At 60.8% G+C, this 14,414-nt stretch carries 14 protein-coding genes; 3 read left to right on the forward strand and 11 right to left on the reverse strand.

The features are described 5' to 3' along the window. Window positions 1–55: 55 nt before the first annotated feature. Window positions 56–847 carry a crotonase/enoyl-CoA hydratase family protein gene (locus SOP95_RS28965; RefSeq protein ID WP_323609171.1) on the reverse strand — a complete coding sequence of 264 codons (792 nt, stop codon included), beginning with the start codon at window positions 845–847 and terminating at the stop codon, window positions 56–58. Between the two features lie 423 nt (window positions 848–1,270). On the opposite strand from SOP95_RS28965, the gene SOP95_RS28970 reads away from it, so the two are divergent. Then, the gene (locus SOP95_RS28970; RefSeq protein ID WP_007973525.1) at window positions 1,271–2,944 is read left to right on the forward strand and encodes a DEAD/DEAH box helicase; all 1,674 of its coding nucleotides are present in this window, start codon (window positions 1,271–1,273) and stop codon (window positions 2,942–2,944) included. 77 nt (window positions 2,945–3,021) lie between these two features. Here the strand turns inward: SOP95_RS28970 and SOP95_RS28975 are convergent, their stop codons facing one another. From SOP95_RS28975 to minC, 8 genes are all read right to left on the reverse strand, one after another. After that, the gene (locus tag SOP95_RS28975) at window positions 3,022–5,178 is read right to left on the reverse strand and encodes a mechanosensitive ion channel family protein (RefSeq protein ID WP_323609173.1); all 2,157 of its coding nucleotides are present in this window, start codon (window positions 5,176–5,178) and stop codon (window positions 3,022–3,024) included. A 77-nt stretch (window positions 5,179–5,255) separates the two neighbouring features. After that, window positions 5,256–5,432: a hypothetical protein gene (locus tag SOP95_RS28980; RefSeq protein WP_274075372.1), complete on the reverse strand. Its 177-nt coding sequence runs from the start codon at window positions 5,430–5,432 to the stop codon at window positions 5,256–5,258. A 148-nt stretch (window positions 5,433–5,580) separates the two neighbouring features. Beyond that, entirely contained in the window at window positions 5,581–6,870 is a 1,290-nt protein-coding gene (locus SOP95_RS28985) for a M18 family aminopeptidase (protein WP_274075371.1), read from the reverse strand. Between the two features lie 87 nt (window positions 6,871–6,957). Further along, the gene (locus SOP95_RS28990) at window positions 6,958–8,049 is read right to left on the reverse strand and encodes a hypothetical protein (protein ID WP_274075370.1); all 1,092 of its coding nucleotides are present in this window, start codon (window positions 8,047–8,049) and stop codon (window positions 6,958–6,960) included. A gap of 139 nt (window positions 8,050–8,188) precedes the next feature. Further along, entirely contained in the window at window positions 8,189–8,824 is a 636-nt protein-coding gene (locus SOP95_RS28995; RefSeq protein ID WP_020800410.1) for an RluA family pseudouridine synthase, read from the reverse strand. Window positions 8,825–8,913: 89 nt separating this feature from the next. After that, window positions 8,914–9,168 carry a cell division topological specificity factor MinE gene (gene minE / locus SOP95_RS29000; RefSeq protein WP_007974947.1) on the reverse strand — a complete coding sequence of 85 codons (255 nt, stop codon included), beginning with the start codon at window positions 9,166–9,168 and terminating at the stop codon, window positions 8,914–8,916. A 3-nt stretch (window positions 9,169–9,171) separates the two neighbouring features. Continuing rightward, on the reverse strand, window positions 9,172–9,984 hold the full coding sequence (gene minD / locus SOP95_RS29005; RefSeq protein ID WP_008056976.1) for a septum site-determining protein MinD: 813 nt from the start codon (window positions 9,982–9,984) through the stop codon (window positions 9,172–9,174). A gap of 200 nt (window positions 9,985–10,184) precedes the next feature. After that, the gene (gene minC / locus SOP95_RS29010) at window positions 10,185–10,922 is read right to left on the reverse strand and encodes a septum site-determining protein MinC (protein WP_274075369.1); all 738 of its coding nucleotides are present in this window, start codon (window positions 10,920–10,922) and stop codon (window positions 10,185–10,187) included. A gap of 118 nt (window positions 10,923–11,040) precedes the next feature. On the opposite strand from minC, the gene SOP95_RS29015 reads away from it, so the two are divergent. Then, window positions 11,041–11,973 (forward strand): lipid A biosynthesis lauroyl acyltransferase, encoded by a 933-nt coding sequence (locus tag SOP95_RS29015; RefSeq protein WP_323609176.1) that lies wholly within the window; start codon window positions 11,041–11,043, stop codon window positions 11,971–11,973. A gap of 35 nt (window positions 11,974–12,008) precedes the next feature. Further along, window positions 12,009–13,163 carry a patatin-like phospholipase family protein gene (locus SOP95_RS29020; RefSeq protein ID WP_274075367.1) on the forward strand — a complete coding sequence of 385 codons (1,155 nt, stop codon included), beginning with the start codon at window positions 12,009–12,011 and terminating at the stop codon, window positions 13,161–13,163. A gap of 91 nt (window positions 13,164–13,254) precedes the next feature. On the opposite strand, the gene SOP95_RS29025 is transcribed toward SOP95_RS29020, so the two are convergent. Then, window positions 13,255–14,040, reverse strand: a complete 786-nt coding sequence (locus tag SOP95_RS29025; protein ID WP_046817966.1) for an outer membrane protein OmpK — start codon at window positions 14,038–14,040, stop codon at window positions 13,255–13,257. Continuing rightward, window positions 14,037–14,414 carry a hypothetical protein gene (locus SOP95_RS29030; RefSeq protein WP_323609179.1) on the reverse strand — a complete coding sequence of 126 codons (378 nt, stop codon included), beginning with the start codon at window positions 14,412–14,414 and terminating at the stop codon, window positions 14,037–14,039. The genes SOP95_RS29025 and SOP95_RS29030 overlap by 4 nt, the downstream gene beginning before the upstream one ends.

Below are 14,414 nucleotides of genomic sequence, written 5' to 3' on the forward strand. Positions count from 1 at the left end.
CTTTTGATTTTAAAGATCAAAAGATCGCAGCCTGCGGCAGCTCCTACACGGATTTTCAGCAACCTTTGAAAATGCCGGGGCGCCGCTCAACCAGCGACCGCACACCTTCCTGCGCATCCTCGCTGGTCAGCAACTTCTTCACCAGCGTCGGCAGCCCTCGCGCCGCGGCGGTCTCGCCCTCGTAGCGGGCCTGCCGGGCAGACAGCAACGTTGCCTGGACCCCCAGCGGCGCCTGCCGGGCAATGCGCTCGGCCAGTTCAATTGCCCGCGGCAGCAAATCCTCGCTGGCCATGACTTCCTGCACCAACCCCAGGTGCAGCGCATCATGGGCATCGAACTCGTCGCCCGTGAGCATCCAGCGCATGGCGTTGCCCCAGCCAGCCACCTGATGCAGGCGCAACGTGGCACCGCCGAAGGGGAAGATGCCGCGCTGCACTTCCATCTGCGCGAAACGGGTGTTGCTGGCACACAGGTTGATATCGGCGGCCAGCATCAACTCGATGCCGATGGTCAGGCAGTAGCCCTGGGCGGCGACGATCACCGGTTTGTTGACCCTGGGCCCGGCGAAAACTCCCCACGGGTCGCAGCCGCCGGGCGGGGCTTGCCAGCCTTCGGTCAGCGCCGCGCTGGCACTGACCAGGTCCAGGCCGGCGGTAAAATGTTCGCCATGACCGAAGACCACGGCCACCCGTGCTTCGCTGTCGGCTTCGAACTCGCCGTAGGCCAGGCTCAGCTCGTTGAGCAGGTCGAGATCGAAGGCGTTGCGCTTGGCGACCCGGTCCAGTCCGATCATCAGGACATGACCGCGCTTTTCACGGCTCACGCGGCTGGTATTGAGCTCTTTCATGCGGCATTTCCTCGAGCGGGAGATGGGCGCGCAGTCCCGGGGTTTGTGGCGGGTGGGTGAACCGTTTTAGCGTCATCGCCCGCAGGGCAGGGCCTTTGAAAAGTAGACGCTGGCGCGATTATCCGCAAAGCCTGTGACAGAACGCCGTATATGGGAGTTTTGCGATAAAAAAAGCTCCCTTTTTCGGCAAATTCCGGTATAGTGCGCGCCGGCCTTTAGCCGGGCCGCGTTTAGGTGGCGCAATTCCCCGAAGTCATATTCGGTTGCACGTTCGCCCAGCGAACTCTTCCTGAACGATTCTTTTTCATTCATTCGTTTTCGCAAATCCCCGCCGACAAAGCTGCCAGGGCGACTCTTGAGTCTCAACACGGCATGCGCAGCTTTGGAGCATGGGTCTTTGCGGATGCACTTAGAGGCAGACCCATGACCCAGGAAATCGGCGGCTTCGCCGCTCTTGAACTTCACCCTAATATTGTCGCTGCAGTAGTCGCTACCGGCTATGAAGAGCCTTCGGCCATTCAGCAGCAGTCGATCCCGATCATTCTCGCCGGTCACGATATGATTGGCCAGGCGCAAACCGGTACCGGTAAAACCGCTGCCTTTGCCCTGCCTATCCTGCACCGCATTGATCCGTCCAAGCGCGAGCCGCAAGCTCTGATCCTGGCCCCAACTCGTGAGTTGGCGCTACAAGTTGCAACCGCTTTCGAAACCTACGCCAAGCAAATGCCGGGCGTAACTGTTGTGGCTGTCTACGGCGGCGCGCCGATGGGCCCACAATTGAAAGCAATCCGTAATGGCGCACAGATCGTTGTCGCCACTCCGGGCCGTCTGTGCGACCACCTGCGTCGCGACGAAAAAGTACTGGCGACCGTGAACCACCTGGTTCTCGACGAAGCTGACGAAATGCTCAAGCTGGGCTTCATGGACGACCTGGAAGTCATCTTCAAGGCCATGCCGGAAACCCGTCAGACCGTATTGTTCTCGGCCACCTTGCCGCAATCGATCCGTGCCATCGCTGAGCGCCACCTGCGCGATCCGAAGCACGTGAAGATCCAGAGCAAGACCCAGACCGTTACCGCGATCGAGCAGGCTCACCTGCTGGTTCACGCTGACCAGAAGACTTCTGCCGTTCTCAGCTTGCTGGAAGTGGAAGACTTCGACGCCCTGATCATGTTCGTGCGCACCAAGCAAGCGACCCTGGACCTGGCCAGTGCCCTGGAAGCCAAAGGCTACAAAGCCGCTGCGCTGAACGGTGACATTGCCCAGAACCAGCGTGAGCGCGTGATCGACTCCCTCAAGGATGGCCGTCTGGACATCGTTGTGGCGACCGACGTTGCTGCTCGTGGCCTGGACGTTCCGCGCATCACTCACGTGTTCAACGTTGACATGCCGTACGATCCGGAATCCTACGTTCACCGTATCGGCCGTACCGGCCGTGCTGGTCGCGAAGGTCGTGCGCTGCTGCTGGTGACTCCACGTGAGCGCCGCATGCTGCAAGTGATCGAGCGTGTAACCGGTCAGAAGGTTGCTGAAGTTCGCCTGCCGGACGCTCAAGCCGTTCTGGATGCGCGCATCAAGAAGCTGACCAACAGCCTGTCGCCGCTGGTGGCTGAAGCCGAATCGACCCACGGTGATCTGCTCGATCGCCTGACCGCCGACATCGGTTGCAGCCCGCGTGCCCTGGCCGCAGCCCTGCTGCGCAAGGCTACCAACGGTCAAGCGCTGAACCTGGCCGCTATCGAGAAAGAGCGTCCACTGGTGCCGAACAACGCACCGCGTGGCGATCGTCCAGAGCGTTCCGGTGATCGTCCAGAGCGTGGTGACCGCGAGCGTCGCGCTCCGATGCCGCTGGGCGAAGGCCGTGCTCGTTGCCGTACCGCGCTGGGTGCGCGTGATGGTATCGCTGCCAAGAACCTGCTGGGCGCCATCCTCAACGAAGGTGGTCTGGCCCGTGAAGCCATCGGTCGCATCCAGGTGCGTGACAGCTTCAGCCTCGTCGAGCTGCCGGAAGATGGTCTGGAGAAGTTGCTGACCAAGCTGAAGGACACTCGCGTTGCCGGTAAGCAGTTGAAGCTGCGTCGCTACCGCGAAGATTGATCCGCCCTCGGGCTGATTGATCGAACATAAAAAATCCCCGACTGGTTCGGGGATTTTTTTGGCCTGCGTTTAACTGTTTAACCCTTTTCTTCACCGCCGCCCGCCGTCACCACATGGATGCTCATGCGCGGTGTGGCCAGGTCCAGCCCGGCTTCATCCAGATGTCGCTTGAGCGACAGGTTGAATGCCCGTGAAACTTCCCACTGCTTGATCGGGGCGGTCTTGAACCGGGCCCGCAGGATCGCATTGCCGGACTCGAAACTTTCCACACCCTGAAATTCCAGGGGCGACCAGATGTTGCGCCGTTGCAGCGGGTCGGTGCGCATTTTCTGGCCGACGTCGCGCATCAGCTTGATCGCGTTGTCGATGTCCATGTTGGCAGGCACTGCGACCCGGAAGATCGCGTAGCCGAATTCCCGGGAGTAGTTCTTGATGCTCTTGATTTCGCTGAACGGAATGGTGTGGACGATGCCGTCGATGTCCCGCAGGCGCACGGTACGAATGGTCAGGCCCTCGACGGTACCCAGGTGGCCGCCGACGTCCACGTAGTCGTCGATGGCCAGGGAGTCTTCGATGATGATGAACAGCCCGGTGATCAGGTCGGCCACCAGCGATTGCGCGCCAAAACCGATGGCCAGGCCGATCACACCGGCACCGGCCAGCAGTGGCGTGACGTTCATGCCCATGTTCGCCAGGGCGACAATCAATGCAACGATGAAAATCGCCACGAACAGCACGTTGCGGATCAGCGGCATCATGGTCTGTGCGCGGGCGTTGGCCAGGCCTTTGCGCGAGCGCGTGAGGGCGTGATGCACGGCGGTGTCGCTGAGAATCCAGATAAGCCAGGCAAATATCAGCGTGCCGACCAGGCTGAACAGTTTGACGCTGACCTCATGGCCTTCGCCTTCGGTGAAGCTGATCAGCGACATGCCCCAGACCCGCAGGCCCAGCTCGATGAATGCCAGCCAGACCAGCAGATGGGCCAGGGTATAGAAGAAGTTTTTCAGGCGTTCCGAATACAGGGCGTGACGCTTGGCCCCGCGTTGCGGTTTGAGGGCGTGACGGCGTACCAGGCCGTTGATAACCATGCACAACACCAGCAACACGGTGCAGATCAGCGACTGGCGCAGGGCGGTGCTGGTGTCGCCGGCCGAAACGAAGGTGGCGAACAGGGAAATACCCACCAGCACCAGTGCCGGTACATACCAGAAGGTGCCGAGAATATCGATGGTGTCGCTGAGGGCACGGCGGGTCAGGCGCCGGGACAGCGGCTGGTTGCGGATCAAATGGGCAATCGGGCGGCGGAACCGCAGGATGAACAACCCCGTGGACAACGCGGCCAATACATTGGCTACCGTCGCCGCGGTATGTGCCAGGTGCACGCCAAGGCTTTCCACCAGGCGCGGGTCGTTCAGGGCTTCACCGAAAGCGGCGAAACTGCCGATCAGCCACAGCGGCCGGAAGGCCTGGTGCCGCAGGATGTACAGGGCGCGGTGACGGTGCGGGCCGTCGAGCAGGGAAAAGGCAATCACGCAGATCGCCGAGAAACAGGTGCCGACCACTAGCGCATACGCCAGCACCATGGCCAGGCTTTTACCGAGTGAGGAGGGCAGGGCGTAGCTCATGTAGACGGTGATGACCAGCGCGATTAGCCACGGCCCCAGCTTGCGCAGGGCGAAACGCAGCATGTCCAGGGCTCTGGGGTGTTGCGGCAGTTCTTCGGTCAGGCCAAAGCGCATGCGCACTCGATGACTGACCCAGATCAGCGCCGCCGCCAGCAGGCTCCAGACCATCAGGATCATGGCAAAGGCGAAGATGATCGGCAGCCACTCGTTGGCCGGCAGTATCAGCGCGGCCAATTCATCCTTGGCCAGGTCGAACTCGCTGGACCAGCGATTGAGCGGGCTGTCGACGCCGGAAAACTGCTTTTCGAAGCTGGCCAGGGTTCCACCAATCAGGCCCAGTACGCCTTCCTCGGCGACCGGCTGGGCTTTTTTTGTGGCGTCGCGCAGCTTCTTCAGATCCGCCAGCAGCTTGCTGCGCTGCTGATCGTTCTCCAGCGACTTGATGACTTCATCCAGGGATTGCCCGAGGGGTTCCTGCGCCTCGGGTTGGGTTTTTGCCGGGCTGCCAAGCAGGCTCGGCAGCCCGACGGCCTGGGCAGGCGCTGACGGCATCAGCGTCATCAGGCAGATAAGGAAAAGGCACGGCAGGGCGAATAGACGAGCGAACACTAGGCGGTCAACCTCGAAATGGGCAGATCGACCGAGTGTACGAGCCCGTCTGGACCAATGCGAGCCGGGGTGGGGATTTATTCGTTGAGTTTGGCGAGGATCTTGAAGATCACCGTGGCGAGGATCAGCAGCATGCCGAGCCACATGGCGAGCACGCCCGCGTTCTTGTCGCGAAAGTTGAAACCGACTGCCAGCATGATCATCCCGATGAGAATGGGGATGAGCATGCCGTGGAACGAGGACATCGTGATCATGGCGACTGCCTTGTCAAAAGGGATAGTTAAAGTCTAGGTGGATTTCCTGCGACCCGTGTAGGAGCTGGCGCAGGCTGCGATCTTTTGATTTTTAAAGTCAAAAGATCGTCCGAACGCGGCCCGAGCCTGCGGCAGCTCCTACAGGAACCTACGGCAATTCGCGGCAGGCGTAGAACGCGCTCAGCACCTTGACCAGATGCGCCAGGTCATGGCTGCCGCACAGTTCGCGGATCGAATGCATGGCGAAGGTCGGCAGGCCGATGTCCACGGTACGCACGCCCAGGTGGCTGGCGGTGATCGGGCCGATGGTCGAGCCGCAACCCATGTCACTGCGCACCACGAAGCTCTGTACCGGCACTTCTTCGGCCATGCACAGGTGACGGAAGAACCCGGCGGTTTCGCTGTTGGTGGCGTAGCGCTGGTTGCTGTTGACCTTGATCACGGGGCCGGCGTTGAGTTTCGGGCCGTGATTGGCATCGTGCTTGTCGGCGTAGTTGGGGTGCACGCCGTGGGCGTTGTCGGCCGAGACCAGCAGGGATTTCTGGATGGTGCGCACGAATTCGTCGCCTTCGGGCAGCAGGCGGCGCAACGTCTGCTCCAGCATCGGGCCGTCGGCGCCACAGGCCGAGCACGAGCCGACTTCTTCATGGTCATTGCAGACCAGCACGCTGGTTTCGTCGGTGTCGGTGGTCAGCAGTGCTTGCAGGCCGGCATAACAGGACAGCAGGTTGTCCAGGCGCGCACCGGCAATGAAATCACCATGCAGGCCGATGACGGCCGCGCTTTGGGTGTCGTAGAAGCTCAGTTCGTAATCCAGCACGACGTCGGCGTTCAGGCCGTGTTCGCGGGCCAGTTGGTCGGTGAGCACGGCACGGAAATCCACGCGCTCGTCACCGGCGAATTGCGCCAGTACCGGTGGCAGCTCGGTCTGGGCATTGATCGCCCAACCCATGTTGGCTTCACGATTGAGGTGAATGGCCAGGTTGGGGATGATCGCGATCGGCGCCTTGAAGTCGATCAACTGGCTCTCGACCTTGCCGTCACGACGGAAGGTGACGCGGCCGGCCAGGGACAGGTCGCGGTCGAACCAGGGGGCCAGCAGGGCGCCGCCATAGACTTCGACGCCCAATTGCCAGAAACCCTGGCGTTGCAGTTCCGGCTGGGGCTTGACCCGCAGGCACGGGCTGTCGGTGTGGGCGCCGACCAGGCGAATGCCACCGTGCAGCGGCGAGTGCCGGCCCATCTTGATCGCGACGATCGACGAGTCGTTGCGGGTGACGTAGTAGCGACCATTGGCCTCGGTGTTCCATGGCTCGCGTTCGTCCAGGCGTTGGAAACCCGCCGCTTCCAGGCGCTGAACAAGGCTGGCGGTGGCGTGGAACGGGGTAGGGGAGGCCTTGAGGAAATCGATCAGGCCTTGGTTCAACTCTTCGCGCATAAGTAGCTCCAGACAGCAATGGCGCCAGTTTAACGTATTGGCCCGATGCATTGGACAAGAGCTTTCAGCGCCGAGCCCGCCAAGCCGTCAATGATTCATCCGCTCGCGCAGGTAGGCAATGATGGTTTGTTCGTCCGAAGACTTGGTCGGCCGGGGCAGGTGTTTCGGCCAGCGACCCTTTTCCGTGCCGAAGAACCTTTGCTGTTGGTCTTCTTCCCAGCGCAGGATTTCCCGGGAGGCGGACTCCCACCACTCATGGCGGCACACCTCGTAATACGGATGATCAGGTGCCGCGCTGCCATACAGCAGGTCGCGACCGACCTTTTTCACGCTCTTGTGCTTGTTGCGCAGTTGCCACTTGATGCGCAGGCGCTGCCAGGGTGAGGGCACGGGTTTGCAGCGCGGGACTTCTGTGCACAGGGCCGGCAGCTCCGGGCGGAATTGCTCGCCATGACGGCTGAAAAAATGCTTCTGCATGGCGTGGAAGAAGCGTTTTTCAGCGAAGTAGTGATAAACGAATTTCTTCGCCTCCTGAACGGGCTGGTTGCGCATCGCGAACGACAGGGCGATCTGCTCGATGGTATGGATGTCGAACGAGCCCTGGGTCCATTCATCGATCAGGCGGATCGATTTTTCCAGCAGGGGCGTATCGCCGTCGGTGACACCGCACAGCCCGCTGTTGTAAAGCTTGAAACTATTGTCGGAGGAGATGCCATGAGCTTGCAGGCAACGCCCGAGCTTGACGTAGTCGGGGCGTTCGCAGACGTAGCTCCAGTCGTACTCGAAACGGTCCATGACGTAGCGCCCGGGCCCGATCCGTTCGAAGACGCGATGGGGCGATTCGAGGAACAGCGTGTCGGTGTCGACGAACAGGGTCTTCTGTGCAAGCTTCAGCCCTTGGGCGATAGCACAGGCCTTGCGCCGGTGGTGATAGCCGTTTTCGCCCTGCCATTGGGCCAGGGTCTGCTCGTCCAGGGCGATGGTGTCGACCGGCCAGCCGGCATAATCCTCGGGACGATCGGTCATGACCCTGATGCACAGCGACTCACCCCGTTTGAGCTGTGCCAGGGCGGTGAGCATGCTGAACTTGGCTTCGCGCCGGTAGACATCCTGGTTGCCATAGATGAGGTAGAGCAACTGGTGCGGTGTTTTTTCCAGGGGGGTCAGCGCTTCGCGCATAAGTAGCTCCAGGCAACAGAGACGCAAGTTTACCGTATTGGCTCGCGGCATTGCTTCACCCCTTTTTATAACGGGGTATGTGACAACAAATGAAAACGCCCTTCAATCGAAGGGCGTTTTCAGGCGAGGCTTGGGGTTGTCAAAAAGGCGCAGGGCACTCGAAGCGCAGTCGCTCACCGCTTTGAGGGTGAGTGAAGCTGAGCATGCTCGCGTGCAGGCACAGTCGTGGCCAGGCGGCCAGGGCTTGCTCATGGGCGTAGAGTCCGTCGCCCAGCAGCGGGTGACCGATCGACAGCATGTGCACGCGCAATTGGTGCGAGCGTCCGGTGATCGGTGTGAGTTCGACGCGGCACCAGTCGCCACAGCGTTCCAGCACACGCCAGAAGGTCAGGGCGTGTTTGCCGAATTCATGGTCCACCACGTGGCGTGGCTTGGTCGGTGGGTCGTAGCGCAGCGGCAGGTCGATGCTGCCACTGTCGAGCTCCGGCTGACCCCAGCACAAGGCGGTGTAGGCCTTTTCCGTTTCGCGGTCGTGAAATTGTCGAGACAGTTCACGGTGCGTGTCGGGATCCCGGGCCAGCAGGATAATGCCGGACGTTTCCCAATCCAGGCGATGGACGATTCGCGCTTCCGGGTAGCCGTTTTCCTGCAGGCGGGTAATCAGGCAGTCCTTGTTGTCGTCGGCCCGACCGGGCACCGAGAGCAGCAGGGTGGGTTTGTTGACCACCAGGACTGCGGCGTCCTCATGGATGATGTGGATATTGGACAGCGGCATCAAACAGCCTCGTAACAAACGCCAACGGCGGTTCAGGCCCAACAGGATACCTGATGGGCCTGAACCGCCGTGGCTCCAGCCGGATCGACTCAGCGATCTGGCAGGGTGATATTGAGTTCCAGAATCGAGCAGCTGCCCTGGCTTTCCAGTGCGACATGCACGTCATCGGACCCGATATTGACGTACTTGCGAATCACCTCCACCAGTTCCTTCTGCAAGGCCGGCAGGTAGTCCGGGGTGCTGCGTTGGCCGCGTTCGTGCGCCACGATGATCTGTAGACGCTCTTTCGCTACCGACGCGGTGCTTTGCTTTTTGTTGGCACGAAAGAAGTCAAAAAGGTTCATTGTTTAATTGCCTCCAAACAGGCGCTCGAAGAATCCCTTCTTCTGTACATCGAGGAAACGATGTTCCACGGTTTTGCCCAGCAGGCGGTCCACGGTGTCGCTGTAGGCCTGGCCGGCATCGCTCTGGTCGTCGAGAATCACTGGAACGCCCTGGTTGGATGCCTTGAGCACCGCCTGGGATTCAGGGATCACGCCGAGCAGGGCCACCGAGAGGATTTCCTTGACGTCTTCGACGCCGAGCATTTCACCCTTGCTCACGCGCTCTGGATGGTAACGGGTAATCAGCAGGTGTTCCTTGATCGGGTCTTCGCCGCGTTCGGCACGGCGCGACTTGCTGGCCAGCAGGCCGAGCATGCGGTCGGAGTCACGCACCGAAGACACTTCCGGGTTGGTCACGACGATCGCTTCGTCAGCGAAGTACATGGCCAGGTGGGCGCCTTTTTCGATGCCCGCCGGGGAGTCGCAGACCACGAACTCGAAGTCTTCCTTGAGTTGCATCAGGACTTTTTCCACGCCTTCGACGGTCAGCGCGTCTTTGTCGCGGGTCTGGCTGGCTGCCAGCACGTAGAGGTTTTCCAGGCGCTTGTCTTTGATCAGGGCCTGTTGCAGGTTGGCTTCGCCGTTGACCACGTTGACGAAGTCATACACCACGCGGCGCTCGCAACCCATGATCAGGTCGAGGTTACGCAAACCGACGTCGAAGTCGACGATGACTGTTTTGTGACCGCGCAGAGCGAGGCCGGTACCGATAGCGGCGCTGGTGGTGGTCTTACCCACACCACCCTTGCCGGATGTAACCACGAGAATCTTGGCCAAGGTGTTTCACCCCTAAGGAAAAAGGACTTTTAGCCCCTGAAAAACATCTCTTGAAAAACTACAGCAGTTGGACAGCCTTGGCTGGAATGGGCCGCAAATGGCGTTTACCCCCGGTAAACACTGTTTGTAGCCGTTTTCCTACTTCGTTTGAGCCGTTTTCGCTACGTTTTAGAGATGCTTGGAAAATGCGGCAGTATCCGTTAAAGCCGAATGATGTTCAACACGTCGCCTGACAGGCTGACCTGCACGCCCGAACCCCACAACGGGTCGCGGCGCAGATCTTCGGAAACCTTGTAGTGACCGGCGATGGAGATCAGTTCAGCGCTCATTTGCTGGCAGAAAATCCGTGCCTTGGTGTCGCCTTTGACGCCGGCCAGCACACGACCGCGCATCGGGCCGTATACATGGATGTTCCCATCGGCGAGAAGTTCCGCCCCCGGGCTGACCGAGGAGATCACCACCAGGTCGCTGCCCTGGGCATAGATCTGCTGGCCACCACGTACTGGCGAAGTGATGATTTTCGTCGGCTTGATGCTCGGTTCCGCGGGTTTTTCCGGCTTTTTCGCCACGACGCCTTCGTTCAGGTCCAGCGCCCGTTCACGGGCTCCGGATGGCGGCAGCACCGGCAGGTCGACCGCGATGGCGGCCGCGATGTCTTCGATGCGGCTGGCGCGGATCGCCAGGGTACGCAGGCCATGCTGGCGGCAAACGCGCATCAGGCCGGGCAGATCGACGGCGCCGCCGTTGGCCGGGAGCTTGTCCAGGGCCAGTACCAACGGCGCGTTGCTGAAGAAGTTCGGCGCCTGGGCAACCTTGGCGGCCAGTTGCCGATCGAGGCCCTCAAGGTCATTGCGGGCCAGTTCCAGCACGGTAATGGCGAGCATGCTGCCCTTCAGCTGGAACACGGGATCTTGGTCTAGCGGTTCGGTTTGGCTCATGTTCGGCATACAACGACTTGTCACTAAAAGTGCCCAGACTTATAACGAGAACGCCGGCGAGCCGCAAGCCGGGTCGAACGATGTAGAATGCGCGGCCATCGTCTTTTCGGAACCTTTAATGGATCGCCCGCGTTTTCGAACAACCTTTCTGATGCCGCGTTTCTGGCCGCTCTGGTGCGGCCTGGGGCTGTTATGGCTGATTGTCCAGCTGCCGTACCCTGCATTGCTGTGGATCGGCCGGGTCCTGGGCGCCCTGATGTATCGGGCAGCGGCCGACCGGCGGCGCATTGCCAAGCGCAATCTCGAGCTGTGCTTCCCGGAAAAATCCGCGGCCGAGCGCAAGCGTCTGCTCAAGGAAAACTTCGCTTCCACCGGTATCGCCTTCTTTGAAATGGCGATGAGCTGGTGGTGGTCGCGTGAGCGGCTGGCGAAACTGGCCCATATCGAAGGCCTGGAGCACCTGAAGAATGCCCAGCGTGACGGCAAGGGCGTGATCCTGATGGCCGTGCACTTCACCACGCTGGAAATCGGTGCCGCGCTGCTCGGCCAGCAGCACACCATCGACGGCATGTACCGCGAACACAAGAACCCGCTGTTCGACTATGTGCAGCGTCGCGGTCGCGAGCGGCACAATCTCGATTCCCTGGCGGTGGAGCGCGAGGACGTGCGCGGCATGCTCAAGTTGCTGCGTGCCGGCCGGGCGATCTGGTACGCACCGGACCAGGATTATGGCGCCAAGCAAAGCATTTTCGTGCCGTTGTTCGGCATCCAGGCCGCCACCGTCACCGCCACCAGCAAGTTCGCGCGACTCGGCAAGGCGCTGGTGGTGCCGTTCACCCAGGTACGCCTGGCGGACGGCAGTGGTTATCGCCTGGTGATTCACCCGCCGCTCGAAGGCTTCCCAGGTGAAACCGAGGAAGCGGACTGCCTGCGCATCAACCAGTGGATCGAAGGCGTCTTGCGTGACTGCCCGGAGCAATACCTCTGGGCCCATCGCCGTTTCAAGAGCCGGCCGCCCGGTGAACCGAAGTTGTACGCAAAACGCGGCTGAACGGCCGATCCCGACCTGCACCATGGAGCGTTGCGATGAGTCCTGCTGAACCGGTCACAGGGTTGATTCTTTCCGGCGGCGGGGCTCGGGCGGCGTATCAGGTGGGTGTGCTGGCGGCGATTGCCGAGTTGCTGCCCTTGGGCGCGGACAATCCTTTTCCGGTGATTGTCGGCACCTCCGCCGGGGCTATCAATGCGGTCAGCCTTGCCAGCGGGGCGATGGATTTTCGCGCGGCCATCGAGCGCCTGACGGCATTCTGGCAGGGGTTTCGCAGTCACCAGGTGTTGCGCAGCGACTGGCCGGGCGTGATCAGCCAGGCCACTCGGTTCGTCAGTCACAGTTTGTTGGGCCTTGGCGCGCAGGTGCCGGTGGCGTTGCTCGACAGCTCGCCGTTGCGCGGGTTGCTCGACGACAAATTACCGATGAACGGTATCGCCGAAGCCATTGCCCAAAAACAGTTGCACGCGGTTGCCGTCACGGCCTTCGGCTATGAGTCCGGCCAGGCCGTCACGTTCTACCAGGGCGGCGGCACCATCGACGCCTGGTTGCGCCATCGCCGCATCGGCATTCCCACCCAATTGTCCGTCGACCATTTGCTCGCCAGCTCGGCCATTCCGCTGCTGTTCGCTCCGGTGAAAATCGGCGAAGAGTATTTCGGCGACGGCGCGGTACGCCAATCGGCTCCCATCAGCCCGGCGTTGCACCTGGGCGCCAGTCGAGTGCTGGTGGTGGGGGTCAGTGGCAACCCGCGGGGCATCGATCCCGAGCAACCGCTGCAGCGCGCCTGGTCCGGGCAACAACCGACCCTGGCGCAGATCGGCGGGCACATGCTCAACAGTACCTTCATCGACAGCCTGGAAAGCGACATCGAGTTGCTGCGGCGTTTGAATCAGTTCAGCCACCTCCTGCCCGACGGCACTCCCACCCGTGCGCTTGGCGTGGCACCGGTAGAGGTGTTGGTGATTTCACCGAGTCAACCGATCGATGAAATTGCCGCGCGCCATCGCCAGGAATTGCCGGCGGCGCTGCGCCTGTTCCTGCGCGGGCCGGGGGCGACCAAAACCAGTGGGGCAGGGGTGTTGAGTTATCTGCTGTTCGAGGCGGGGTATTGCAGCGAATTGATTGATCTGGGGCGGCGGGATGCGTTGGCCAAGCGCGATGAACTTTGCCGGTTTATGGGGTTGGCGTGATAACGCAAAAGATCGCAGCCTGCGGCAGCTCCTACATTGGAATGCGTTTCCCTGTAGGAGCTGGCGGAGCCTGCGATCTTTTGATTTTAAATCAGAAGTGCACCTTGACCAGGAAGCTGGTCACGCTCTGATCCGTCTTGAAGCCCTGGCTGTCTTCTATACCGTACTTGTTTTTCCAGTAGTCATACTCGACACCGACGTACAACTGCTTGGCGCCCAGGTTCAGCGCCTTGCCCAGGTCGTATTTGACCTGTGGGTTGAAGTGCAGGTTGGCGTGGTATTCGCCTTTGTCGTTCACGTCGTTGTCGACGACCCAGTCCATGAAGCCGTCGATCAGCACGTCCGAGTCGCCCACCGGGATGGTGTAGGACCATGCCGGAGTGATCTGCCAGACATCGTCACCCGGGCGGTCGCCTTCGGTGTGACGGTTGTAGAAGTTCAGCTGGAAGTAGTCGAAGCCGGGGATGGCCAGGTCGAAACCCGGGCCGATCAGGTACGACTCGGTGTCGTCTTCGCCGAACTCATAGGTCATGGCCAGCAGCACGTCCTTGATCGGGCCGAATTCCAGCTTCTGGTCGAAGATCTTGTTGAACGACAGGCGCGGGCTGAATTCGCCGTAGTGGGTGTTCTCACCCGCGAAAGAGTCTTCCTTGCCGTTGTAGAAAATCTTGTCGATGAAGAAGAAGTTGTCGCCGTATTTCCAGCCGTCGGCGTGCTCGAAGGTCACGGTCTGCTGGATGCGCGGGTTGACCTGGAAGTCCTTGCCATACAGATAGGTCAGGCTGTTGTTCTGCCACTGCAGCAAGTCGCCGGCCATGGCCTGACCCCCCGCCAGCAATGATCCCGCCAGCATCAGGCTAGTGCACGTACGTTTCATTCGGTTGCTCCCAAAAAGTAGTGGTTCCGCGTTATTTTTTTAAGGTCGACGCTCTGGTGTGGCGCCTTTTTCTGTAGCTGCAAAAAATTATCCATTCGGTCAGCTTTAGTGCTGTTAGCAAGAGCTGCGCCAAGGCTTTCAGAAAACCAAAAAACTCCCGCTCGGCTGCTCAAAAACAGTCGATTGAGAGTGGTTTGGGGATGCCTTGGTACCGTCCAGGGCCGGGATAAGTTGGCTTTCTGGTCAGGAATTAAATCCGGGCTTTTTTTTAAAGCGGATTCAGGCGGCCGCGGAGAATACTGACTCCTCGGCCAGGTCTCAAGTGCCCCGCAACGGCGCACCGACGACAGGTGTGGGGCACGGTTGCGGGTCAT

The organism is Pseudomonas sp. YuFO8 (genome assembly GCF_035065025.1).
In the GTDB taxonomy this organism is placed as follows: Bacteria; Pseudomonadota; Gammaproteobacteria; order Pseudomonadales; family Pseudomonadaceae; genus Aquipseudomonas; species Aquipseudomonas putida_AE.